At 58.3% G+C, this 23,404-nt stretch carries 20 protein-coding genes; 4 read left to right on the forward strand and 16 right to left on the reverse strand.

Features of this window, described 5'->3' with window-relative positions; translation table 11 throughout:
• Window positions 1-34 precede the first annotated feature (34 nt).
• Entirely contained in the window at window positions 35-3,937 is a 3,903-nt protein-coding gene (hrpA, locus tag F153LOC_RS02905) for an ATP-dependent RNA helicase HrpA (RefSeq protein ID WP_102103674.1), read from the reverse strand.
• Window positions 3,938-4,139: 202 nt separating this feature from the next.
• On the opposite strand from hrpA, the gene azoR reads away from it, so the two are divergent.
• Together azoR and F153LOC_RS21725 are read left to right on the forward strand one after the other, a co-directional pair.
• Window positions 4,140-4,745, forward strand: coding sequence for an FMN-dependent NADH-azoreductase (gene azoR, locus F153LOC_RS02910; protein WP_095281956.1), 606 nt, complete (start codon window positions 4,140-4,142; stop codon window positions 4,743-4,745).
• Between the two features lie 228 nt (window positions 4,746-4,973).
• Window positions 4,974-5,138: a YnfU family zinc-binding protein gene (locus F153LOC_RS21725; RefSeq protein ID WP_215628781.1), complete on the forward strand. Its 165-nt coding sequence runs from the start codon at window positions 4,974-4,976 to the stop codon at window positions 5,136-5,138.
• A 78-nt stretch (window positions 5,139-5,216) separates the two neighbouring features.
• On the opposite strand, the gene F153LOC_RS02915 is transcribed toward F153LOC_RS21725, so the two are convergent.
• The 14 genes from F153LOC_RS02915 to paaA form a co-directional block, all read right to left on the reverse strand.
• Complete coding sequence (locus tag F153LOC_RS02915) at window positions 5,217-5,432, reverse strand: cold shock domain-containing protein (RefSeq protein WP_100780228.1); 216 nt, start codon at window positions 5,430-5,432, stop codon at window positions 5,217-5,219.
• Between the two features lie 170 nt (window positions 5,433-5,602).
• The gene (gene paaY / locus F153LOC_RS02920; protein WP_102103673.1) at window positions 5,603-6,205 is read right to left on the reverse strand and encodes a phenylacetic acid degradation protein PaaY; all 603 of its coding nucleotides are present in this window, start codon (window positions 6,203-6,205) and stop codon (window positions 5,603-5,605) included.
• 10 nt (window positions 6,206-6,215) lie between these two features.
• On the reverse strand, window positions 6,216-7,151 hold the full coding sequence (gene paaX / locus F153LOC_RS02925; RefSeq protein ID WP_100780230.1) for a phenylacetic acid degradation operon negative regulatory protein PaaX: 936 nt from the start codon (window positions 7,149-7,151) through the stop codon (window positions 6,216-6,218).
• A gap of 97 nt (window positions 7,152-7,248) precedes the next feature.
• Window positions 7,249-8,568, reverse strand: coding sequence for a phenylacetate--CoA ligase PaaK (gene paaK / locus F153LOC_RS02930; RefSeq protein WP_100780884.1), 1,320 nt, complete (start codon window positions 8,566-8,568; stop codon window positions 7,249-7,251).
• 28 nt (window positions 8,569-8,596) lie between these two features.
• Window positions 8,597-9,802, reverse strand: a complete 1,206-nt coding sequence (gene pcaF, locus F153LOC_RS02935) for a 3-oxoadipyl-CoA thiolase (protein ID WP_102103672.1) — start codon at window positions 9,800-9,802, stop codon at window positions 8,597-8,599.
• Entirely contained in the window at window positions 9,802-10,224 is a 423-nt protein-coding gene (gene paaI / locus F153LOC_RS02940; protein WP_102103671.1) for a hydroxyphenylacetyl-CoA thioesterase PaaI, read from the reverse strand. Before paaI ends, pcaF begins: the two co-directional genes overlap by 1 nt.
• Window positions 10,214-11,641, reverse strand: a complete 1,428-nt coding sequence (gene paaH, locus F153LOC_RS02945; RefSeq protein ID WP_102103670.1) for a 3-hydroxyacyl-CoA dehydrogenase PaaH — start codon at window positions 11,639-11,641, stop codon at window positions 10,214-10,216. The genes paaI and paaH overlap by 11 nt, the downstream gene beginning before the upstream one ends.
• Before the next feature lies 1 nt (window position 11,642).
• Window positions 11,643-12,431, reverse strand: a complete 789-nt coding sequence (gene paaG / locus F153LOC_RS02950) for a 2-(1,2-epoxy-1,2-dihydrophenyl)acetyl-CoA isomerase PaaG (protein WP_100780234.1) — start codon at window positions 12,429-12,431, stop codon at window positions 11,643-11,645.
• Window positions 12,431-13,198: a 2,3-dehydroadipyl-CoA hydratase PaaF gene (gene paaF / locus F153LOC_RS02955; RefSeq protein WP_102103669.1), complete on the reverse strand. Its 768-nt coding sequence runs from the start codon at window positions 13,196-13,198 to the stop codon at window positions 12,431-12,433. The genes paaG and paaF overlap by 1 nt, the downstream gene beginning before the upstream one ends.
• Window positions 13,195-14,265, reverse strand: coding sequence for a 1,2-phenylacetyl-CoA epoxidase subunit PaaE (gene paaE, locus F153LOC_RS02960; RefSeq protein ID WP_102103668.1), 1,071 nt, complete (start codon window positions 14,263-14,265; stop codon window positions 13,195-13,197). Before paaE ends, paaF begins: the two co-directional genes overlap by 4 nt.
• Before the next feature lie 7 nt (window positions 14,266-14,272).
• On the reverse strand, window positions 14,273-14,770 hold the full coding sequence (gene paaD, locus F153LOC_RS02965; protein WP_102103667.1) for a 1,2-phenylacetyl-CoA epoxidase subunit PaaD: 498 nt from the start codon (window positions 14,768-14,770) through the stop codon (window positions 14,273-14,275).
• A 12-nt stretch (window positions 14,771-14,782) separates the two neighbouring features.
• Entirely contained in the window at window positions 14,783-15,529 is a 747-nt protein-coding gene (gene paaC / locus F153LOC_RS02970) for a 1,2-phenylacetyl-CoA epoxidase subunit PaaC (RefSeq protein WP_102103666.1), read from the reverse strand.
• An 8-nt stretch (window positions 15,530-15,537) separates the two neighbouring features.
• Window positions 15,538-15,825 carry a 1,2-phenylacetyl-CoA epoxidase subunit PaaB gene (gene paaB / locus F153LOC_RS02975; RefSeq protein ID WP_100780238.1) on the reverse strand — a complete coding sequence of 96 codons (288 nt, stop codon included), beginning with the start codon at window positions 15,823-15,825 and terminating at the stop codon, window positions 15,538-15,540.
• A gap of 12 nt (window positions 15,826-15,837) precedes the next feature.
• Window positions 15,838-16,767 carry a 1,2-phenylacetyl-CoA epoxidase subunit PaaA gene (gene paaA, locus F153LOC_RS02980; protein WP_102103857.1) on the reverse strand — a complete coding sequence of 310 codons (930 nt, stop codon included), beginning with the start codon at window positions 16,765-16,767 and terminating at the stop codon, window positions 15,838-15,840.
• A 285-nt stretch (window positions 16,768-17,052) separates the two neighbouring features.
• Between paaA and paaZ the strand changes: the two genes are divergently transcribed.
• Both paaZ and tynA read left to right on the forward strand, forming a co-directional pair.
• The gene (gene paaZ / locus F153LOC_RS02985) at window positions 17,053-19,098 is read left to right on the forward strand and encodes a phenylacetic acid degradation bifunctional protein PaaZ (RefSeq protein WP_102103665.1); all 2,046 of its coding nucleotides are present in this window, start codon (window positions 17,053-17,055) and stop codon (window positions 19,096-19,098) included.
• A 148-nt stretch (window positions 19,099-19,246) separates the two neighbouring features.
• Window positions 19,247-21,520, forward strand: coding sequence for a primary-amine oxidase (gene tynA, locus F153LOC_RS02990; RefSeq protein WP_102103664.1), 2,274 nt, complete (start codon window positions 19,247-19,249; stop codon window positions 21,518-21,520).
• Window positions 21,521-21,793: 273 nt separating this feature from the next.
• Here tynA and F153LOC_RS02995 read toward each other — a convergent pair whose 3' ends face one another.
• Window positions 21,794-23,293 carry an aldehyde dehydrogenase family protein gene (locus F153LOC_RS02995; protein WP_102103663.1) on the reverse strand — a complete coding sequence of 500 codons (1,500 nt, stop codon included), beginning with the start codon at window positions 23,291-23,293 and terminating at the stop codon, window positions 21,794-21,796.
• Window positions 23,294-23,404: the final 111 nt, after the last annotated feature.

Here is a 23,404-nt window from a genome sequence, read left to right on the forward strand (position 1 = left end):
CCGGATGGCGGCGACGCCTAATCCGGCCTGAAAACTACGCCGTAATCTGTTCCATCGCCTGCAAAATACGCTTATCGGAGATCGGATACGGCGTACCGAGCTGCTGCGCGAAGAAGCTTACGCGCAGCTCCTCGATCATCCAGCGGATCTCTCGCACATCCTCGTCCTCACGACGCGCCGGCGGCAGTTTGTTTAACCACTGCTGCCATGCCTGCTGGACACTCTCCACTTTCAGCATTTGCGCACGATCGCGATGCGGATCGACGGCCAGCTTCTCAAGGCGTTTTTCAATCGCATTAAGATAACGCAGGGTGTCGCCGAGGCGCTTGAAACCGTTGCCGGTGACAAACCCGCGATACACCAGCCCGCCCATCTGCGCTTTCACGTCCGATAGTGCCAGCGCCATGGTCATATCCACGCGCCCTTTCAGGCGTTTGTTGATATTGAACACCGCCGTCAGGATCTGCTCGACCTGCTTGGCGATGGTCACCACGGTGTCGTTCAGCCCGGCGCGCACTTTGTCGTGCAGGGCCGCAAAGCCCTCTTCCGTCCAGACCGGACCGCCCGCCTCGTCTATCAGCTTATCGACCCCACAGGAGATGCAGTCGTCGATCAGATCCAGCACCTTGCCGTACGGGTTGAAGTACAGTCCGAGCTTGGCTTTGTTCGGCAGTTTTTCATGCAGATATTTGATCGGCGACGGAATGTTCAGCAGCAGAAGGCGGCGCAGACCGCGCCACATGGCCTGCTGTTGTTCCAGCGGATTATCAAACAGCTTGATCGCCACGCTGTCACGCTCATCCACCAGCGCAGGCCACGCCTTCACTCTGTAGTTGCCGCGCTTCTGCTCGTAGTGATTCGGCAGATTGCCGAAACTCCAGATATGCAGCCCGCTCTGCTCGATACCGTCATCGGCAACCGCCGAGAGCGTCTCCTGCACTTTGCCTTTCAGCGCCTCTTTCAGCTCCGTCAGCGAACGGCCTTCGTTGAGCTTTTTGTTTTTATCATCCACCACCCGGAAGGTGATTTTCAGGTGATCGGGTACCTGATCCCAGTGCCAGGATTCGCGGTCAATGGTCACACCTGTCATGCGTCTAAGCTCTTTCTCAAGCGCATCCAGCAGCGGCAATTCCAGCGGCGTGACGCGGCCTAAAAAAGCTTCCGCATAGTTCGGGGCCGGAACAAAATTACGGCGCACCGGTTTCGGCAGGGATTTGATCAGCGCAATCACCAGTTCGCGGCGCAGGCCGGGGATTTGCCACTCAAAGCCGCTCTCATCCACCTGATTCAGCAGCGGCAGCGGAATGTGCACCGTCACGCCGTCGGCGTCTGCCCCCGGTTCAAACTGGTAGGTCAGACGCAGCTTAAGGTTGCCCTGATGCCAGAAGTTCGGATAGTCGAGCTTGCTGACCTGCTCCGCGCCCTCTTTAATCAGCATGCTCTTTTCAAAGTTGAGCAGATCCGGTGACTCTTTGCTGGCCTTTTTCCACCAGCTGTCGAAGTGACGCGCAGACACCACGTCATGGCTGATGCGCTGGTCGTAGAACTCAAACAGCGCTTCGTCGTCCACGAGGATGTCGCGACGACGGGATTTGTGCTCCAGCTCTTCCACTTCAGCGCGCAGCTTAAGGTTTTCGCGGAAGAAAGCGTGGCGAGTCTGCCAGTCGCCTTCCACCAGCGCATGGCGGATAAACAGCTCGCGGGAGAGCGCCGGATCGATCAGGCTGTAGTTCACCTTACGCGCCGCCACGACCGGCAGGCCGTAAACGGTCACTTTTTCCGTCGCCATTACCGCGCCCTGCGCGCGCTCCCAGTGCGGTTCACTGTACGAGCGTTTCAGCAGGTGCTGCGCGACAGGTTCGACCCACTCAGGATCGATACGCGCCGCAATGCGTCCCCACAGACGGCTGGTTTCGACCAGCTCCGCCACGATAGTCCATTTCGGCGGTTTCTTGAACAAACCGGAACCTGGGAAAATCGAGAAGCGGGCGTTGCGCGCGCCGGTATATTCCTGCTTATCGGCATCTTTCATGCCGATGTGCGACAACAGCCCGGTCAGCAGCGCCATGTGGATCTCGCGATACTCCGCCGGCTCACTGTTCACCGGAATGCCCAGCTCTTTCACCACCTGCCGCAGCTGGGTGTAGATATCCTGCCATTCGCGTACGCGCAGATAGTTTAGATACTCGACCTTACACTGGCGGCGGAACTGGTTCGACGACAGCGCTTTTTGCTGCTCACCGAGATAATTCCACAGATTCACAAAAGCGAGGAAATCAGACTCTTTATCGTGGAAACGCTGATGCTTTTCATCGGACGCCTGCTTTTTGTCCATTGGCCGCTCGCGCGGGTCCTGAATCGACAGCGCCGAGGTAATGATCATCGCCTCGCGCACGCAGCCATGTTTCTGCGCTTCGAGCACCATGCGGGCCAGACGCGGGTCCACCGGCAACTGGCTGAGCTGGCGTCCCAGCGGCGTCAGCTTATAGGCGTTCGCCTGTTCGTCGGTGGTGATCGCCCCCAGCTCTTCGAGCAGGCGCACGCCGTCCTGAATATTGCGTTTATCGGGCGCTTCGACAAACGGGAACGCCGCGATATCGCCAAGCCCGAGGGCGGTCATTTGCAGAATAACGGACGCCAGGTTGGTTCGCAGAATTTCGGGATCGGTAAATTCCGGGCGCGACAGGAAATCGTCTTCGGAATAGAGGCGAATACAGATCCCTTCCGACACACGTCCACAGCGGCCTTTACGCTGATTCGCCGACGCCTGTGATACCGGCTCAATCGGCAGGCGCTGCACCTTGGTGCGATAGCTGTAGCGGCTGATGCGCGCCGTACCCGGATCGATCACATACTTAATACCCGGCACGGTGAGTGAGGTTTCGGCAACGTTGGTCGCCAGCACAATCCGGCGACCGCTGTGGGCCTGAAATACGCGGTTCTGCTCGCTGTTAGACAGGCGGGCATACAGCGGAAGGATCTCCGTGTGGCGCAGATCGCGCTTGCTCAGCGCATCGGCGGTGTCGCGGATTTCGCGTTCACCGCTCATAAAGATCAGAATATCGCCGGGGCTTTCACGGCCCAGCTCGTCAACGGCATCAAAAATGGCCTGCAGCTGGTCGCGATCCGTGTCGTCCGCCTCTTCCACAATCGGGCGATAGCGCACTTCCACCGGATAGGTGCGGCCAGAGACTTCAATGATCGGCGCGTTGTTGAAGTGACGCGAGAAGCGCTCCGGATCGATCGTCGCGGAGGTAATGATGATTTTCAGGTCCGGGCGACGCGGCAGCAGCTCGCGCAAATACCCGAGCAGGAAATCAATATTCAGACTGCGCTCGTGGGCTTCATCGATAATGATGGTGTCGTACTGCATCAGCAGCCGGTCCTGCTGGATTTCAGCCAGCAGAATACCGTCGGTCATCAGTTTGACCATGGTGTTGTCACTGACGTGATCGCTGAAGCGCACCTTGTACCCGATGCAGCCACCCGGCTCGGTTTGCAGCTCTTCGGCGATGCGGTTCGCCACCGTGCGCGCCGCCAGACGACGCGGCTGGGTATGACCGATCAGGCCCTTGATCCCACGACCCAGCTCCATACAGATTTTTGGCAGCTGAGTGGTTTTGCCAGAGCCAGTCTCCCCGGCGACAATCACCACCTGGTGATCGCGCACGGCTTCAAGAATTTCCTGTTTTTTCTGACTGACAGGCAGGTTTTCCGGGTATTCAATCGTTGGACGCGCCGCTTCGCGCAGCACGACTTTCCCTGCTGCCTGTTCAATCTCTTTCGCCATCTCCTGGTAAATGGCCTGTTGTGCATCAGGATTTTTAACCTTTTTAACGCCGTGCAGGCGACGCGCAAAGCGCTGCTTATCTCGCAGCATCAGCGTATCAAGCTGTTGCATCAGCATCGGGAAGGTTAATTTTAGTTGTTCTGTCATAGTGTTAGGGGGCAGTGCTCTGCCAGGCTAAATCTCACTTGAATGATTGCTATAGAGTACCACACCGCCGCTTTGACTGCCTTATTCAAAAAAATCGAACATAGAATTCGATATATTGCGCTATCTCTGCGACAGGATTGTGAATAAAGTGTCAGCAAGCAACGGGGAAACCCCCAATCCAATACAATTTAAGGAATCACCCATGAGCAAAGTATTAGTTCTCAAATCCAGTATTCTGGCAGGGTACTCTCAGTCTGGTCAGCTGTCTGATTATTTCGTTGAACAGTGGCGTGAACAGCACAGCGCTGACGAAATTACCGTTCGCGATCTGGCTGCAAACCCGATTCCGGTACTGGATGGTGAGCTGGTTGGCGCGCTGCGTCCGAGCGATGCCCCACTGACCCCACGTCAGCAGGAAGCGCTGGCGCTGTCTGATGAGCTGATTGCCGAGCTGCAGGCGCACGACGTGATCGTGATCAACGCCCCGATGTACAACTTCAACATCCCGACGCAGCTGAAAAACTACTTCGACCTGGTGGCGCGTGCTGGCGTAACCTTCCGTTACACCGAAAACGGTCCGGAAGGTCTGGTGAAAGGCAAACGCGCAATCGTGCTCTCAAGCCGTGGCGGTATCCACAAAGATACCCCAACTGACCTGGTTGCACCGTACCTGACCCTGTTCCTGGGCTTCATCGGTATCACCGACGTGAACTTTGTCTTCGCTGAAGGCATCGCTTACGGTCCGGAAGTGGCAACCAAAGCACAGACCGACGCGAAATCCGCTATCGACAGCCTAGTCGCTGCATAAGATTTTCCCCCTCTCACCGCCCGGTGGGAGGGTTTTTCTTCTCGCTTTATCCGCACCCTATTTCCACCACGCCATGACGCCCCCGCAAATAATAATACGGAATTATTCTGAAATATTTTCGGCAGGATTTGGATGCGAAGAGAAGATAATTTTTTACAGCAGAAATGAATGCGAGCTATTTGAGGATGATACGTGTATGGTAGCAGGCCAATTACACAGGAAATGCCTATGTCCGATCGCAAAGATGGAAAAGCCCGCCGTAACTTTCTGATTAAATGCCCTTGCCCAAACTGCACTAAAGACTCTGAACACAGCTATACGCGCGTTCAAAAAGGGTCACTGCTCGTTTGCCCTTACTGCAGCACAATGTTTAAATCCAACCAAAAAGTCTGATTTGTTGATCCTCTGCGATTCTGACTACTGAGGCTTTCGCCGTCATCGTGGTTGCAGACTCGCAGAGATCAAAACAGGTTAGTCGCGCAGAACCACGTTAGCGGCAGCCGGGCCTTTCGCGCCAGCGCCCATCACGAACTCCACTTTCTGACCTTCAAACAGTGTGTTGAAATTATCGCCCTGCAACGCAGATAAATTGACAGAAACATCTTTGCTGCCGTCTACCGGAGAAATAAAGCCAAAGCCTTTATCTTCGTTAAACCACTTTACTAAACCAATAATTTTTGCAGACATATAAGGCTCCTTTATTCTGGCCTTTCGGCTGGCAAATTTGTTTAAATCGTAAACGCTGGGCATTAATGCACGGCAGGGCATAATAAGCAATGTTTATTTTAACCGTGCATCATCGATGCCCCTGAAAAGGCCGACGAAAATAATTTTGCCCTGACATAAACAGACAAAATTTATTTCGCTTGCGAGGATTTGGGGCGCAGGTTTTCATCAAAGACCAGACGCGTTCTGCCCGGCTCCACTTCCCGCAGCGGTTCTACCTGATGCAGGGTCATTTTGCAGCGCTCGACCAGCACCTGGTATTCACGCGTCCCCTGCTTTTTCCATTCGAGCTCCTGATCGCTCAGCTGACGAATGGCTTTTGCCGGACTGCCGATAATCAAATAGTTGGCGGGCATTTCAGCTTTGGCTTTCACAAACGCCGCCGCGCCGACGATGCTGTTTTCGCCGATCACCGCGCCGTCCATCACCACCGCGTTCATGCCGACCAGCGCATTTTTACGGATCACGCAGCCGTGCAAAATGGCGCTGTGACCGATATGCCCGTGCTCTTCCACCACCGTATCTTGCTCAGGGAAGCCGTGCATCACACAGTTATCCTGAATGTTTGCACCGTCTTTTACCACAATCCGGCCAAAGTCGCCGCGCAGGCTGGCGTTCGGCCCGACGTAGACGCCTTTGCCCAAAATGACATCGCCAATCAGCACGGCGGTAGGATGAACGTAGCTCTCATCAGGCACGACAGGTGTAAGACCATCTATTTGATATACAGGCATTCTTCCTCCGTTATGGAATATTCAGGCCGCCAAAGCGCTGGAAATAGAGCGCCCCCGGTACCGGTAGCTCCCCGACCGAGGTTTCCCCTTTTTCACTGACAAACGCCAGGGCACCCGGTGCCACGCGCTGGTAGATATTAATGCACAGCTGGCGGGCAGTTTGCCCGGCCCAGTGCGCGGGGAGTAGCTCCTCCGGCAACAGCGGATCTTTCAGCACCACGCGGCGATAAAAATGGATCAGCAACAGCTGGATCTGGAAACAGCGCTCCGGCGTCAGCTCATCGGCTCTCGCCTCTTTCAGCAGAGGGAGTAAAGGCCGGAACGAGTCGATAAAGGTTTCGTACATCACGTTTTGTTCCGTGAGCTGCCAGCACTCTTCCACGCGGGAGCGCAGCGCCGCACGCGACAACGCCAGCGGAGAGTGCGCTTCAAAACAGATCACGTTTTCGGCCACACCCGCTTCATGCAGCAGGGATTGCACATCGGCCATTTTCTGCGACGGTGAGGCCATCAGGCTGGAGGCCAGCGTGCCGAACCCCTGCCAGATGAGCTGTTTTTTCACATCGGCGAGGGTATTTTTATCCAGCCCTTCCGAGAGCAATAACAGCCATTTTCCGTCCCACGCCGGTAGTTCAGCGCGGTAAATTTTGTTCTCTGCGCGACGGGTTAATCGCAGCCCCTTGTCGCTCAGACGATAAAAACTGCGCCTGCCAATTCGCGAGACATCCAGCCAGCCCTCTTTATTCAGGCGAAACAGCGCGGTACGCACAAAGCGCTCGCCAAATCCCATCCCTTCCAGCAGCGCAGCCAGGCTCCCGAGCCAGATTTCACCGCCACGGTGCGAGAGCGAATCGCCATATAAAGATGAAATCAGCGACGTTCCGCTGATGGGCACAGAGCTGACGGCGTGCTGAATAAAAGTATCGAGTTTACTCATCTGATTCATTCTGTTGTGATTTTTGTCCTGGATGAATCATAGCACACAGATACCGCGAAGCGCTGCGCTTGCCCGGCCTACGATAGTTTATAGGCCGGGCGGAGGGTTAACCGTTAGCCGCTACCTTACGCAGATCAAACACCCGGCAGGCTTTGCCTTCGGAGCGCGGGATACTGCCGCAGTTGACAATCGTCACGTCCGTCGAGATCCCGACCATCGATTTAATGCGATGACGCAGCTGATGACACACCTGGCAGCGCTGCTCGTGGCTCAGCACCAGGCTGCTCTCTTTCAGCTCGACTTTTACCGAAAGTGAATCAAGATGCCCGCGACGGTTCACTTCCAGCTGGTAGTGCGGCGACAGATGCTCAAACTTGACGATCTCCTCCTCCAGCTGTGACGGGAAGACGTTCACCCCGCGAATAATCAGCATGTCATCGCTGCGCCCGCTGATGCGATCCATGCGGCGCATGGTGCGCGCCGTCCCCGGCAGCAGTCGCGTCAGGTCGCGGGTGCGATAGCGGATCACCGGCAGCGCCTCTTTGGTCAGGGTGGTAAACAGCAGTTCGCCCTGCTCGCCGTCGGCCAGAGGTGTGCCGTCGTTCGGGTTGACGATCTCCGGATAGAAGTGATCTTCCCAGATGGTCGGGCCGTCGGCGGTGTCGATGCACTCCATCGCCACGCCCGGTCCCATCACCTCTGACAGGCCGTAAATATCCAGCGCGGTAATCCCCAGACGTCGCTCAATTTCATGGCGCATCGCCATCGTCCATGGCTCTGCGCCAAACACGCCGACGCGCAGGGAGCATTGGCTGGCGTCGCCGCCCATCTGACGCTCCAGCTCTTCAATCAGATTCAGACAGTAGGACGGCGTTACCATGATCATATCCGGCTGGAAATCGCGGATCAGCTGCGCCTGTTTCTCCGTCTGCCCACCGGACATCGGGATCACCGTCGCGCCTAACCGTTCAGCGCCGTAGTGCGCACCCAGCCCGCCGGTAAATAAACCGTAGCCATAGGCCACGTGAATTTTGTCTTTCGCGGTGCCACCGGCCGCGCGCAGGGAACGGGCCACGATATTGGCCCAGTTGTCGATATCGTTTTGGGTATAGCCCACCACCGTTGGTTTACCGGTGGTGCCGGACGAGGCGTGAATGCGCACCACCTGCTCCATCGGCACCGCGAAGGTATCGAACGGGTAGTTATCCCGCAGATCCTGCTTGGTCGTGCAGGGGAATTTATTGAGATCGGACAGCTCTTTGAAATCGTCAGGATGCACGCCCGCAGCGTCGAATTTGCGTTTGTACATAGGTACATTGTTATAAGCATGCTTCAGCGTCCACTTCAGGCGTTCAGTTTGCAGCGCCTGTAATTCGTCCACCGAGGCTGTTTCAATGGCATCAAGTTGTGTTGTTGTCGTTGTCATTTTGTAGGGTACTCGCAGGTAGTTTTGCTCAAACACGCTCCAGGATCAGGGCAATGCCCTGGCCCACACCGATGCACATCGTACAAAGCGCGTAGCGCCCGTTGCGTCGATGCAATTCATTACTGGCCGCCAGCACCAGTCGTGCGCCGCTCATCCCCAGCGGATGGCCCAGGGCAATCGCGCCGCCGTTCGGGTTTACGTGCGCGGCATCATCCGCTAACCCCAGCTGGCGCAACACACCCAGAGCCTGCGATGCAAACGCTTCGTTCAGCTCAATCACGTCCATATCGTTAATGCTCAGACCCGCGCGCTCCAGCACTTTGCGTGTGGCCGGAACCGGGCCAAGCCCCATCAGTCGCGGTTCGACGCCTGCACTGGCCATCGCCACGATGCGCGCACGCGGGGTTAACCCCTGCTGCTGCGCCATCTCACCGCTGGCAATAATCAGCGCTGCCGCACCGTCGTTCACCCCCGATGCGTTCCCGGCCGTCACGACGCCGTTTTTACGAAACGGGGTTTTGAGGGCGGAAAGCTGCGCTAAGGTGGTGTCGGCGCGGGGATGTTCATCCACCCGCACTTCGGTGACAACGCCCTTTTTGCCCGCCACGCTCACCGGCACGATCTCCTGCGCCAGAATGCCGTTCTGCTGCGCCTGCGCGGTACGCTGTTGGCTGCGCAGTGCAAATGCGTCCTGATCGGCGCGGCTAATATTTAACAATTCAGCTACATTCTCTGCCGTTTCGGGCATGCTGTCAGTTCCGAATTGCTGATGCATGAGCGGATTCACAAATCGCCAGCCAATGGTGGTGTCGTACATCTCCGCCTGACGCTGGAAAGGCGTGGTGGCTTTGCCCATCACAAACGGCGCACGGGACATGGACTCAACGCCACCGGCGATCAGCAGATCCGCATCGCCCGCTTTAATTGCGCGTGCCGCAAACCCCACGGCGTCCAGTCCGGAGCCGCACAGACGGTTGATGGTCGTGCCCGACACCGTCTGCGGAAAGCCCGCCAGCAGCGCGGCCATGCGCGCCACGTTGCGGTTATCTTCCCCGGCCTGGTTTGCGCAGCCGAAAATCACATCGTCAATACGTTCTGCATCCAGATGCGGATAACGCGCCAGCAGCGCGCGCAGCGGGACGGCCGCCAGATCGTCAGCGCGCACGCCAGATAACGCACCGCCATAACGCCCCACCGGGGTACGAACACCATCACAGATAAATGCATCACGCATCAGGCTTCTCCTGTCACACTGCCGCCAATGCGGTGCGATTTACCGCGGAACAAGGCGACTGTTTTTTGTTGTTGGTTAGTAATTTCGATGTCGTACACGCCGGTCAGTTTGCCCTGATGTTTCACGCGGGCGCTGGCGGTCAGCTTGTCTCCGGAAAACCCAGGGCGCAGAAAATCAATGGAGCAGGCCGAGGCCACCGCCGCCAGCCCCTGGCTGTTGCAGGCGTAGGCGAACGCCGTATCCGCCAGCGAGAACAGCTGGCCACCGTGGCAGGTTTTGTGGCCGTTGAGCATCTGCGGCGTGATGGTCATGGTCAGCACCGCGTAGCCCTCGTCCATCTCGATAATGTCGATCCCAAGCGCCTGGGCGCAGGCATCGTTTTCATACATGGCGCGGGCGTTGTGCCAGGCGTTATGACTCATAGCTACTCTCCAGAAGCGCACGCTGGCGCAGCAGTGAACAGGGGCGATAACGTTCTTCGCCGTAGTGGCGTTGCAGGTTTTCCAGCAGAATCAGCAGGCGCTGCCAGCCCAGACGTTCACCCCAGGCGATAGGCCCGACGGGATAGTTCACGCCGAGGCGCATCGCGGTGTCGATATCCTGCTCGCTGGCCACCCCTTTCTGCAGGGCATCCAGCGCTTCGTTGATGATCATCGCCACGGTGCGCCAGATCAGCAGACCGGGATAATCCGCACTTTGCAGAACGCGTTTTCCCTGCTGCTGCAGGTGATAAATCGCTTTTTGCGTGGCGGAGTGCGGATTACTGACCGCTGCGGCAATCACCACGGCGTCGCCGTCCATCCGATCGACCACCACCACCGGTGTATTAAGGCGCAGGGCGAGGCTTTGCGCGGTTTCGCCGGTAGTTTCCACCAGCAGCACCTCGTCGATTTCCGTGACACCGTCACTTCTTTTAGCGATGGTCGTCGGGCTAAAGGTCGCGCCGACCGGTTCCAGCCACTGGGCGGCTGGCCGCTTGCTGTGCCAGTCGTAAACCCCCTGCCCGGTTTTCTTACCGAAACGTCCGCCAAGCACCAGCTCCTGCTGAACCAGCGACGGCAGAAAACGGCGCTCCTGCCAGAAAGCGTTAAACACCGAGCAGGTCACGGCAAAGTTCACGTCCTGCCCGATGAGATCCGTCAGCTCCAGCGGCCCCATCGGGAAACCGCCGCCTTCGCGCAGCGCGGCGTCGATGTCCTGCGCCGGGGCGACATTCTCTTCCAGCGCGCGCCAGGCTTCGGAGTAGAACGGGCGCGCCACGCGGTTGACGATAAATCCAGGCGTGGACTGGCAGCGCACCGGCTGTTTGCCCCAGTTCAGCGCCAGCTCGCACAGCAGATCCGCCACTTCGGTTGACGTCCCCAGCCCGCTCACCACTTCCACCAGCTTCATCACCGGGGCCGGGTTAAAGAAATGCAGCCCGGCGACGCGTTCCGGATGGCGCACCTCGGCAGCCACCGCGGTGATCGAAATCGACGAGGTGTTACTGGTGAGCAGCGTCTGCGGCGGGCAGATATCGCCCAGCTGTTTAAACAGCGCTTTTTTCACCTCAAGGCGCTCGGAGGCCGCTTCAATCACCAGATCGGCGGCGGCAAGCGCCTGGATATCGTTAACGGATAGCAGACGGGCGACAATTTTTTCGCTGGCCTCGGAGGACAATTTTCCGCGCGCGACGCGGGATTCCAGCCGCGTGCGGATGCCCTCGATGGCGCGAACCACGGCGTCTGAAGCGATGTCGTACACCAGTACCTGATGTCCGTTGCTGGCGGCCACTTCTGCGATCCCGGCCCCCATGGTGCCGCTGCCGATCACGGCGACGGTGTGAATTCTCATCGTCATCTTATTTCCCCGTGAAATTCGGCGGGCGCTTGGCGAGGAACGCGCTCACGCCTTCGCGATAGTCGTCGCTGCGCCCGGCCAGTCGCTGATAATCACGCTCCAGATCGAGCTGTTCGTCCAGGGTGTTGGTTTCGGCGGCGTTCATCGCCTGTTTGATCAGCCCCAGACCCAAGGTCGGCTGAGAGGCAAAATGGATCGCCAGTTTCTGCGCGGTGGATGAGAGTTCTTCATCGTCAACCACCTGCCAGATCATCCCCCAGGCGTGCGCCTGCTCTGCGCTCAGTTTATCGCCCAGCAGCGCCAGACCCATGGCCCGCGCACGTCCGGCGACGCGCGGCAGCAGCCAGGTGCCGCCGCAATCCGGCACCAGCCCGAGCTTGCTAAACGCCATCATGAAATTCACGGAACGCGCGGCGATCACCATGTCGCAGCCCAGCGCCAGCGTCGCGCCTGCTCCCGCTGCCACACCGTTCACCGCTGCAATCACCGGTTTCGGTAGTTTTGCCAGGCGGCGTACCAGCGGGTTGTAGAAGGTTTCCACGGAGTAGCCGAGATCCGGCGCGGGGCCGTTCGGGTCAACGTTGCGGTCATTCAGATCCTGCCCGGCGCAAAAACCGCGTCCGGCACCGGTAATCAACAGGCAGCGGATAGTGTCATCCCGTTCGGCCTGCTTCAGGCACTCGGAAAGCTGCTGATGCATGACATCGTTAAAGCTGTTCAGACGCTCCGGGCGGTTCAGCGTAATGGTCATCACGCCCTGCTCAACATGACTCAGAATAAATTCCACAATTAGCGTCCTTTAAAGTCGGGGGTGCGTTTTTGTAAGAAAGCGGCGATGCCTTCCCGGCGGTCTTCCGTGGCAGACAGCAGCGTAAACAGCTGACGCTCCTGAGCCAGACCGGCCTGTAGCGGCACTTCCTGCGACTGGCGCAGCGCCTGTTTCGCGGCTTGCAACGCCAGCGGAGAATGACGCGCCATCAATGCGGCCTGCTTCAGGGCATATTCCAGCACCAGCGCCGACGGGAATACGTCGCTCACCAGCCCCGCCGACTGCGCCTGCTGCGCGCTAATGCTTTCGCCCGTCAGCACCATTTTGCTGGCGAGGGACTTGCCGACGCAGCGAATCAGACGCTGGGTGCCGCCCGCGCCCGGCATAATGCCAAGTGTGATTTCCGGCAGACCAAAACGGGCATTGTCCCCGGCGATCACCACGTCACACAGCAGTGCCAATTCGCAGCCTGCGCCGAGCGCAAAACCGTTTACGGCGGCAATCAGCGGTTTGTTAAAAGCGTTAATGCGCGCCCAGAGCTGCGGGCGAACGTCGTTCAGCGTGGCGGGCAGATCTTTCTCCGCCATCTCGTTGAGGTCGGCCCCGGCGGCAAAGCAACGCTCGTTGCCATAAATGACACAGGCGGAGATCTCGCCATCAACCGCAGCGGCTTCCAGCTCATCTGCCAGTTGCGAAAGCAGCGCGTTGTTGAGGGCGTTGCGCGCCGCCGGACGGTTCAGCGTCAGCTGCAGCACGCGGCCATGACGGGTGACAATCAGTTCGCTCATGCCATCCCCTTCGCGTCAAAATCGACCACCACGTCGGCGGTCAGCGGCAGCGCCTGGCAGCTCAAGACATATCCCGCCGCCAGTTCGTCCGGCTCCAGGCTGTAGTTGGTCGCCATATCGACTTTTCCGCGCAGCACTTTGCATTTGCAGGTGGCGCAGACGCCACCCTTGCAGGCGTACGGCAGATCTGCGCCCTGACGCAGGGCGGCATCGAGAATGCTTTCGTCGTCAGCTGTGAGCGTGATTTCGCGGTCGCGGCCATCCTGACGAACGGTCACTTTCTGCCCCTGCGCCTGAATCGTCGTCGCGCGTTTCACGGCGCTCCCCGGCGTATTAAAGCGCTCAAGGTGTATAGTTTTCTCCGGCATCCCCAGCGCTTTCAGCGCCAGCTCGGCGTCGTCCATCATCGCCGAAGGGCCGCAGATAAAGGCTTCGTCGAACAGGCTGAAATCGATCAGCGTTTTTCCCAGCTGCTGCAATTTTTCGCCGTCGATACGCCCGTGCAGCAGTTCACTGTCGAGGGTCTCCTGACTGAAAATATTCACCAGCTGCAGACGTTGCGGCCAGGTGTCTTTCAGATCCGCCAGTGCCTGGCGGAACATCATGCTCTGGCTGCTGCGGTTACCGTAGATCAGGGTGAAATGGCTCTGCAGCTCGGCCCGCAGGGTGCTGGAGATAATCGCCAGCATCGGGGTGATCCCTGAACCGGCGGCAATCGCCAGATAGCGCCCGGCGCGTTCCGCCTGCGGCTGATAGCCAAAGTGGCCCTGAGGCACCATCACCTCCAGCGCCATGCCCTGTTTGATCTCATCGCGGGCATAGCGAGAAAAACGCCCGCCGTCGATGGCTTTCACCGCCACGCTGATTTCGCCCGGCGTCACGCTGCGACAAATGGAGTAGCAGCGGCGTAGCTCTTCGCCTGCCAGCTTCGCTTTGAGCGTCAAATGCTGACCGGGGCGGAAACGGTAGGCGTCCTGCAAAGTTTGTGGGATCGCGAAAGTAATGGTCACCGCATCGCGGGTTTCGGGTTCCACTTTTGCCACCGTTAAGGAATGAAACGTTGTCATGGCAACCTCAGATACATTTGAAATAGTCGAAAGGTTCACGGCAGGCGTTACAGCGATAGAGCGCTTTACAGGCCGTTGAACCAAATTCACTGATAACCGACGTGTCGGTGCTCGCGCAGCGCGGGCAGGCCACCTCGGCAGGGGAATGCACATGGCAGCTATGGCCTACCGGCGGGCTGATGCCGTATTCACGCAGTCGCGCGCGGGCGTCGTCGGTCATCCAGTCGGTCGTCCAGGCCGGGTCAAGCTGCAGGACGATATGCACCGGCGTAAAACCGTGGGCGGTCATCGTCTCGCGAATGGCGCCGAGCAGATGCTCCGTCGCCGGACAGCCCGAATAGGTTGGCGTAAAGCCAATCACCCAGCCGCCCGCCTGTGCGCAGACGCTGCGCACCATGCCTAAGTCGGTGATGGTGAGCACCGGCACTTCCGGGTCCGGGATCTGGCTTAACAGCGACCAGATTTGCGGGATTTCCGCCGGGGCAATCTCAGCGAGACGTTGCATAGCGACCTCCTCTTACCACTGCTGACCGGGATACATGCGCTGGAGATACTGCATCTCCGCCAGCATCAGTCCCAGATGTTCGGTGTGCAGCCCTTTTTTGCCGCCGGTGCGATACGCCGCCTCTTCCGGAATGTTCAGGCTGGCCTGCTGGAAAACGGCAAACACTTCCGCTTCCCACTCGGCGCGGAGTTCGCGTGGGTCGACGGCGATCCCCTCGGCAATAAGCTGCTCTTCCAGCGCATCGGCTTCGAACAGTTCGGCGGTAAAGCGCCACAGGGAATCGATCGCCTGCTGCATTTTTTGCGCCGACACCTCCGTGCCGTTGCCCAGACGCTCCAGCCAGCCGCGGCTAAAGCGCAGGTGGTAGCGCGCCTCTTTGATCGCTTTCGCGGCAATCGCGGCCAGTTGCGCATCGCGGCTTTGGGTCAGACGGGTAAAGAGCGCCACGTGCCAGGCGTCGATGAAATACTGACGCACCAGGGTGTCGGCGAAGTTGCCGTTCGGCTGCTCCACCAGCAGCAGATTACTGAACTGACGCTCATCGCGGCCAAAGGCCAGCGTGTCTTCGTCGCCCTGTCCTTCCAGTTCGGCGGCGTAGGTTAAGAAATTGCGCGCCTGTCCGAGTAAATCCAGGCCGATATTGGCCAGCGCCAGATCGATCTCCAGCTCCGGCGCATGGCCGCACCACGCGCCGAGACGCTGCGACAGAACCAGACAGTTATCGCCGAGGCGCAGGGCATATTGCGTTGTTGCTTTCATATCCATCCTCACATGTGCTCGATGCCATCAGGGAGGGTGTAAAAGGTCGGATGACGGTAGACCTTGCTCTCTGCGGGGTCGAAAAATTCTCCGCGCTCTTCCGGCTGCGAGGCGACGATTTCGCTGGCTTTCACCACCCAGATCGAACAGCCTTCGCTGCGACGGGTGTAGGCATCCCGCGCATTTTCCAGCGCCATGCGGTCATCGGCGGCGTGCAGGCTGCCAACGTGACGGTGGGATAACCCCTGTTTGCTGCGAACAAACACTTCATATAACGGCCAGTAGACATTGCTCATGGTTAATTCCTCTTACGCGGCGGTGCGGGCGTGTTGTTTTTCTGCGTGCGCCAGTGCAGCTTCGCGCACCCACGCCCCTTCTTCCCAGGCTTTACGTTTCGCGGCGAGGCGCTCGTGGTTGCAGATGCCGCGTCCGTTAATCACTTCTTCAAATTCATGCCAGTCGATTTCACCAAAGCGGTAGTGGCCGCTCGCTTCATCGAAGTGCAGATCCGCATCCGGCACGGTCATGCCCAGCATCTCGACCTGCGCGACAGTATTGTCGACAAAGCGCTGGCGCAGTTCGTCATTGCCGAAGCGTTTGATTTTCCAGGCCAGGCTGCGGGCGCTGTTGGGGGAGTTGTCGTCGTTCGGTCCGAACATCATCAGCGCGGGCCACCAGAAACGGTTGATGGCGTCCTGCAGCATCTGGCGCTGAGATTCGCTGCCCTGCGCGAGTGCCATACAGGCTTCAAACCCCTGACGCTGGTGGAAGCTCTCTTCTTTACAGATTTTCACCATTGCGCGGGCATACGGCCCGTAAGAGGTGCGGCACAGGGCCACCTGGTTAACGATGGCCGCGCCATCGACCAGCCAGCCAATCACGCCGATGTCGGCCCAGCTCAGGGTTGGATAGTTGAAGATCGAGGAGTATTTCATCTTGCCGTCGAGCATCTTCTGGTAGATGTCTTCCCGCGCACAGCCCAGGGTCTCCGCCGCGCTGTAGAGATACAGCCCGTGCCCCGCTTCATCCTGCACTTTCGCCAGCAGAATCGCTTTGCGGCGCAGTGTCGGCGCGCGGGTGATCCAGTTTCCTTCCGGCAGCATGCCGACAATTTCGGAGTGCGCATGCTGACCAATCTGGCGGATCAGGGTTTTGCGGTAGGCGTCCGGCATCCAGTCTTGCGGCTCGATGGCTGTCTCCTGTGCGATGCGCTGTTCAAAGCGTTGTTCTTCCGTCACGTCGTCACCTTTATGATTCGTTAAATCGTCAATCATCGTTTAATGATGAATCACTTCGTTTCTTAAAAGTTACACAAAGGTTAAATATAACCCCAAGGAGTGTTTGTCTATTTTGTGATGTCGCTCGCAAGGCTTTTACAGCAAGCCGCTTATGGCGGGCGCTGTTCGCTTGAAGATTCATCCGACAAGATCACATTGTTAACAAATCATTAAAACATCACTTGCTTTTTATGATTCATAATCAAACTATCTATAGTGAAATTACGTAACATTTGGAGAAGAGAGATGCAGCAGTTAGCCAGCTTCTTGTCCGGCACCTGGCAGTCTGGCCGGGGCCGTGAGCGCAACATTCATCACGCCATCAGCGACGAAGCCCTGTGGAGTGTGACCAGCGAAGGTCTGGATATGGCGGCAGCGCGTCGCTTTGCCATCGAACGCGGCGGTGAATCACTTCGGGCGATGACCTTTATCGAACGTGCGGCGATGCTGAAAGCGGTCGCCAAACATTTGCTGAGCCAGAAAGACCATTTTTATGCCCTGTCGGCAGAGACCGGCGCGACCCGCGCGGACAGCTGGGTGGATATCGAAGGCGGCATCGGCACGATGTTCACCTACGCCAGCCTCGGCAGCCGCGAACTGCCCGATGACTCCCTGTGGCCAGAAGACGAGCTGATCCCCCTGTCGAAGGAAGGCGGCTTTGCCGCGCGCCATGTGCTGACGTCCAAATCCGGCGTGGCGGTGCATATCAACGCCTTCAACTTTCCCTGCTGGGGGATGCTGGAAAAACTGGCGCCGACCTGGCTTGCCGGGATGCCCGCAATCATTAAACCGGCTACCGCTACCGCGCAGGTCACCCAGGCGATGGTCAAATCCATCGTCGACAGCGGTCTGGTCCCGGAGGGGGCGATTAGCCTGATCTGCGGCGGTGCGGGCGACTTGCTGGATCATCTCGATTTCCAGGACGTAGTGACGTTTACCGGCTCCGCCTCCACCGGCCAGATGCTGCGTGTACACCCGAATATCGTCGCCAAATCCATTCCGTTCACTATGGAAGCAGACTCGCTGAACTGCTGCGTGCTGGGGGAAGACGTGACGCCGGAGCAGCCGGAATTTGCGCTGTTTATCCGCGAAGTGGTGCGTGAGATGACCGCCAAAGCCGGGCAAAAATGTACCGCCATTCGCCGCATTATTGTTCCGCAAGGGCAGACTGAAGCGGTCAGCCAGGCGCTGATCGCCCGTCTCGAAAAAGTGGTGGTTGGCGACCCGGCGCAGGAAGGGGTCAAAATGGGGGCGCTGGTCAACGCCGAACAGCGTGCCGATGTGCAGGAAAAAGTCGATCTGTTGGTGTCTGCGGGCTGCCAGATCCGTCTCGGCGGCAAAGCCGATCTACACGCTGCGGGCGCGTTCTTCCCGCCGACGTTGCTCTTCTGTCCGCAGCCTGACGAGACCCCTGCCGTTCACGCGACGGAAGCCTTTGGTCCGGTCGCCACGCTGATGCCGTATCGTGACGCGGACCACGCCATGACTCTGGCGCGCGCCGGTGAAGGCAGCCTTGCCGGAACGCTGGTAACGGCGAATGCAAATATCGCCCGCCAGTTTATTTCCGGCGCGGCGCGGGCGCACGGGCGAATCCAGATCCTTAACAACGAGTCAGCGAAAGAGTCTACCGGCCACGGCTCTCCGCTGCCGCAGCTGGTTCACGGCGGGCCGGGGCGAGCGGGCGGCGGTGAAGAGCTGGGCGGGCTGCGTGCGGTGAAGCACTATCTGCAACGCACCGCGATTCAGGGCAGTCCGTCGATGCTCGCCGCCGTCAGCCAGCAGTGGGTGCGCGGTGCACAGGTACAGGAAGATCGCGTACACCCGTTCCGCAAATACTTCGAAGAGCTGCAGCCGGGCGACAGCCTGCTGACCCCGCGCCGCACCATGACCGAAACGGACATCGTCAATTTTGCCTGTTTGAGCGGCGATCATTTCTACGCCCACATGGACAAAATTGGCGCGGCGGAGTCTATCTTCGGCGAGCGCGTGGTACACGGTTACTTTGTGATTTCTGCGGCGGCGGGTCTGTTCGTTGATGCGGGCGTCGGGCCGGTCATCGCCAACTACGGTATGGAAAATCTGCGCTTTATCGAGCCGGTCAAACCGGGCGATACCATTCAGGTGCGTCTGACCTGTAAGCGCAAAACCCTGAAGAAACAGCGCACCGCAGACGAAAAACCGACCGGCGTGGTGGAATGGGCCGTGGAGATCTTTAACCAGCACCAGCAGCCTGTCGCGCTTTACTCCATTCTGACCCTCGTGGCTCGCCAGCAGGGCGATTTCACCGACTGATGTGTCTTTTTACCGGGAAGGCCCCTTCCCGGTTTTTAATTTGGCAAGAGTGACAAATAACCTGGCAGGTGCAGGCAAACACTTTGCGCCCGCGCCTGTCAGGATAACGCTGCACAACACCAATAACACAATAATGATGAGGTCAACGATGGGAAGCCCTTCTTCTTTTTCTGCCCGTAAGACGGCACTGGCCGTGGCTGTCGCGTTGTTATGCGCCTGGCAATCTCCCGTGTTCGCCCATGGCGGCGAAGCGCATATGGTTCCGATGGATAAAACCCTGGCCGATTTTGGCGCCGATGTGCAATGGGACGATTACGCCCAGATGTTTACCATTGCCAAAGACGGTGCCTTTGTGAAGGTCAAACCGGGCGCGAATACCGCCATCGTCAACGGCAAGCCGCTTAAACTGCAGGTGCCGGTGGTGATGAAAGACAACAAGGCGTTCATCTCCGACACCTTCATCAACGATGTTTTCCAGTCGGGACTTGATCAGACCTTCCAGGTGGAAAAACGCCCGCATCCGCTCAACGCACTGACCGCAGACGAAATTAAACAGGCCGTCGAGATCGTGAAAACTGCGGCGGAGTTCAAACCCAATACCCGCTTCACCCAGATTGCGCTGGCCGAACCCGACAAAGCCAAAGTGTGGGATTTTGTCCTGAACGGCACGGCTGTCGATGCTCCGCGTCAGGCGAATGTCACCATGCTGGATGGCAAACACGTCATTGAGAGCGTGGTTGATCTGAAGGACAAAAAAGTCCTGAGCTGGACGCCGGTCAACGACGCCCACGGCATGGTGCTGCTGGATGATTTCACCGCCGTACAGCAGATCATCATGAGCAGCCCGGAATATGCGCAAGCGCTGAAAAAACACGGCGTGGACGACCCACAGAAAGTGATCGGTACCCCGCTGACCGTCGGCTATTTTGACGGTAAAGACGGTCTGAAACAGGAAGAGCGCCTGCTGAAAGTGGTCAGCTATCTCGACACTGGCGACGGTAACTACTGGGCGCACCCGATTGAAAACCTGGTGGCGGTGGTCGACCTCGAGCAGAAAAAAATCCTTAAAATTGAAGAAGGCCCGGTGGTGCCGGTGCCAATGAATCCGCGTCCGTATGATGGTCGTGACCGTATCGCCACCGTCAAAAAACCGCTGGAGATTGTCGAGCCAGAGGGCAAGAACTACACCATTACGGGCGATATGATCCACTGGCAGAACTGGGACTTCCACCTGAGTCTCGACTCCCGCGTCGGGCCTGTCATCTCGACTGTGACCTATAACGACAACGGCAAAAAACGCCAGGTGATGTATCAGGGCTCGCTCGGCGGGATGATTGTCCCTTATGGCGACCCGGACGTGGGCTGGTACTTCAAAGCCTATCTCGATTCCGGTGATTACGGCATGGGCACCCTGACCTCGCCGCTGGTGCGTGGCAAAGATGCGCCGTCGAACGCGGTGATGCTAAACGAAACCATTCCGGATTACACCGGCACGCCGATGGAGATCCCCCGCGCGATTGCCGTGTTTGAACGCTACGCCGGGCCGGAGTATAAGCATCAGGAGATGGGCAAACCGAACGTCAGCACCGAGCGCCGTGAACTGGTGGTGCGCTGGATCAGTACCGTCGGTAACTACGACTATATCTTTGACTGGATCTTCCACGAAAACGGCACCATTGGCATCGATGCAGGCGCAACGGGTATCGAAGCGGTAAAAGGTGTGCAGGCTAAAACCATGCATGACCCGAGCGCCAAAGACGATACCAAATATGGCACCCTGATCGACCACAACATCGTCGGAACTACCCACCAGCACATCTACAACTTCCGTCTGGATATGGACGTGGATGGCACCAACAACCGTCTGGTGGCGATGGACCCGGAGGTGAAACCGAACACCGCCGGTGGCCCGCGCACCAGCACCATGCAGGTGAATCAGTACAATATTGATACGGAGCAGCAGGCGGCGCAGAAGTTCGACCCTGGCACCATTCGACTCCTGAGCAACACCAGCAAAGAGAACCGCATGGGCAACCCGGTCTCGTACCAGATTATCCCTTACGCGGGCGGCACTCACCCGGTCGCGAGCGGCGCGAAATTCGCGCCAGACGAGTGGATCTACCATCGCCTGAGCTTTATGGATAAGCAGCTGTGGGTCACGCGCTATCATGCGAATGAGCGCTATCCGGAAGGCAAATTCCCGAACCGTTCGATTCACGACAGCGGTCTGGGGCAGTACAGCAAAGATAACGAATCCATCGATAATCAGGACGATGTGGTGTGGATGACCACCGGCACCACGCACGTGGCGCGCGCCGAGGAGTGGCCGATCATGCCGACCGAGTGGGTTCATACCCTGCTCAAACCGTGGAACTTCTTCGACGAGACACCCACGCTCGGCAAGAAGAAAGACGAGAAGTAGCAAATCTGGCCGGGCAAATGCCCGGCTTTTTTTTAATGAGATACCATTGCCCCCGCAAATTCGATCCCGTGCACTGCAGGTGATACGGGTAGCTTCGACGTTATATCGGCTGCAAAATGGTGGGCGAAATCGACAGGTACGGTGAGGGTTTTGTGAGTGGCGGCATCGCCTGGACGACAATAAAGATGTATGTGAACTGCAGCCCTCTCACCCAGAGGCTGAGGGCTTTACGTTTGTAGGTCGGGCAGCGTTGCCGCCACCCGACAAGGGCAATTAATACCGCACACACACCGACTTCGTTTCACACCAGCCATCCAGCCAGTCAGGACCAAAATCGCGGCCTGTGCCGGACTGTTTCATGCCGCCAAACGGCAGGTTGGCGTCGATCAGCGTATGACTGTTCACCCACACGGTTCCCGCCTGTAAACGGTCCGTGTACTCCAGCGCTTTGCTGATATTTTGCGTCCAGACGCTGGCCGTCAGGCCATACTCCGTGTCGTTTGCCAGCTGGAGTGCCTCTTCCCCATCGGCCACTCGCACCAGATTTACCACCGGGCCAAACACCTCTTCGCGGGTCAGGCGCAGGCTGGCATCGGGGTTTACCACCAGCGTTGGCGCAACGTAATAGCCCTGTTTATCCGGGCCGCTGTTGCCGGTAATCAGCTCGGCATGGCTGAGCTGCGCCTCGTTGAGGAAGGTTTGCACTTTGTCGCAATGGGCGCGGGAGACCAGCGGGTTGATGTGTGCCGTGGGCGACATGCCTGGCCCGACGCTCAGGGATTTCACCGCCTGCTCAAAGTGGCTCACCAGCGTATCAAACAGCGGTGCTTCAATGTAAATGCGCGAGCTGGCAGCACACACCTGCCCCTGGTTGAGGAAGCTGCCGGTCATGAGTCCTTCCACCACCCACGCCGGGTCGGCATCTTTCAGCACGATAGCCGGGTTTTTGCCGCCCAGCTCCAGGGTCACACCCGTTAAGGAATCGGCGGCGGTGCGTGCGATCTGCTTGCCGGTGGCCGTTGAGCCGGTAAAACTCACTTTGGCGATATGGGGATGCGAGGTTAAAGCCGCACCGCACACGGCACCGCTGCCGGTAACGACATTAAATACGCCATCGGGAACGCCCGCCTCGCTTGCCAGTTCAGCCACGCGCAGCAGTGTCAGTGGCGTGGTTTCCGACGGTTTGATCACGATGGAGCAGCCCGCAGCCAGCGCAGGCATCACCTTCCACATGCCAATCATCAGCGGGAAGTTCCAGGGCACAATTCCGGCCACCACGCCGACCGGCTCTTTACGGGTCCACGCCTGATAGCGCGCCCCTTGCGGCAGCGGAATGGAGAGATCGAGCGTTTTACCCGCAATTTTGGTGGTCAGCCCGGCGGTGTAGCGCATCCAGTTCAGGGTGCAGCCCACTTCAAACGCGCGGGAGATGTTAATCGATTTGCCCTGCTCCAGGGTTTCGAGCTGCGCCAGCTCTTCCGTATGCTGCTCCACCAGATCGGCAAAACGCAGCAAAATGCGCTCGCGCTCGGCAGGCAGTTTCCCGGCCCAGCTGCGGGAGACAAAGGCGCGCCAGCCGGACATCACCGCGCGATCCACATCGTCCACACTTGCATCTGCCGTCGAGGCAATCACTTCACCCGTCGCCGGATTGAATATGTTCAGGCGCTTTTCACTTTCAGAGGCAGACGGGCGGCCCTCGATCCACAGGCCATGATGACGGTCTAAAAACTGTTGCACGCTTTGCAGGACGGCGGTCTGTGACTCAGACATACGTTGCTCCTTCATTATTATTCGCAGGGTGTCATCGCAGTCTAAGATGGGTTTGCAAAACGCGCTTTTATCTCTGTGACATTCGTTTTGCCACCTGTGACAGCCCCCGCA

The sequence above is a fragment of the Lelliottia sp. F153 genome, from assembly GCF_002870005.1.
Taxonomy (GTDB): domain Bacteria; phylum Pseudomonadota; class Gammaproteobacteria; order Enterobacterales; family Enterobacteriaceae; genus Enterobacter; species Enterobacter nimipressuralis.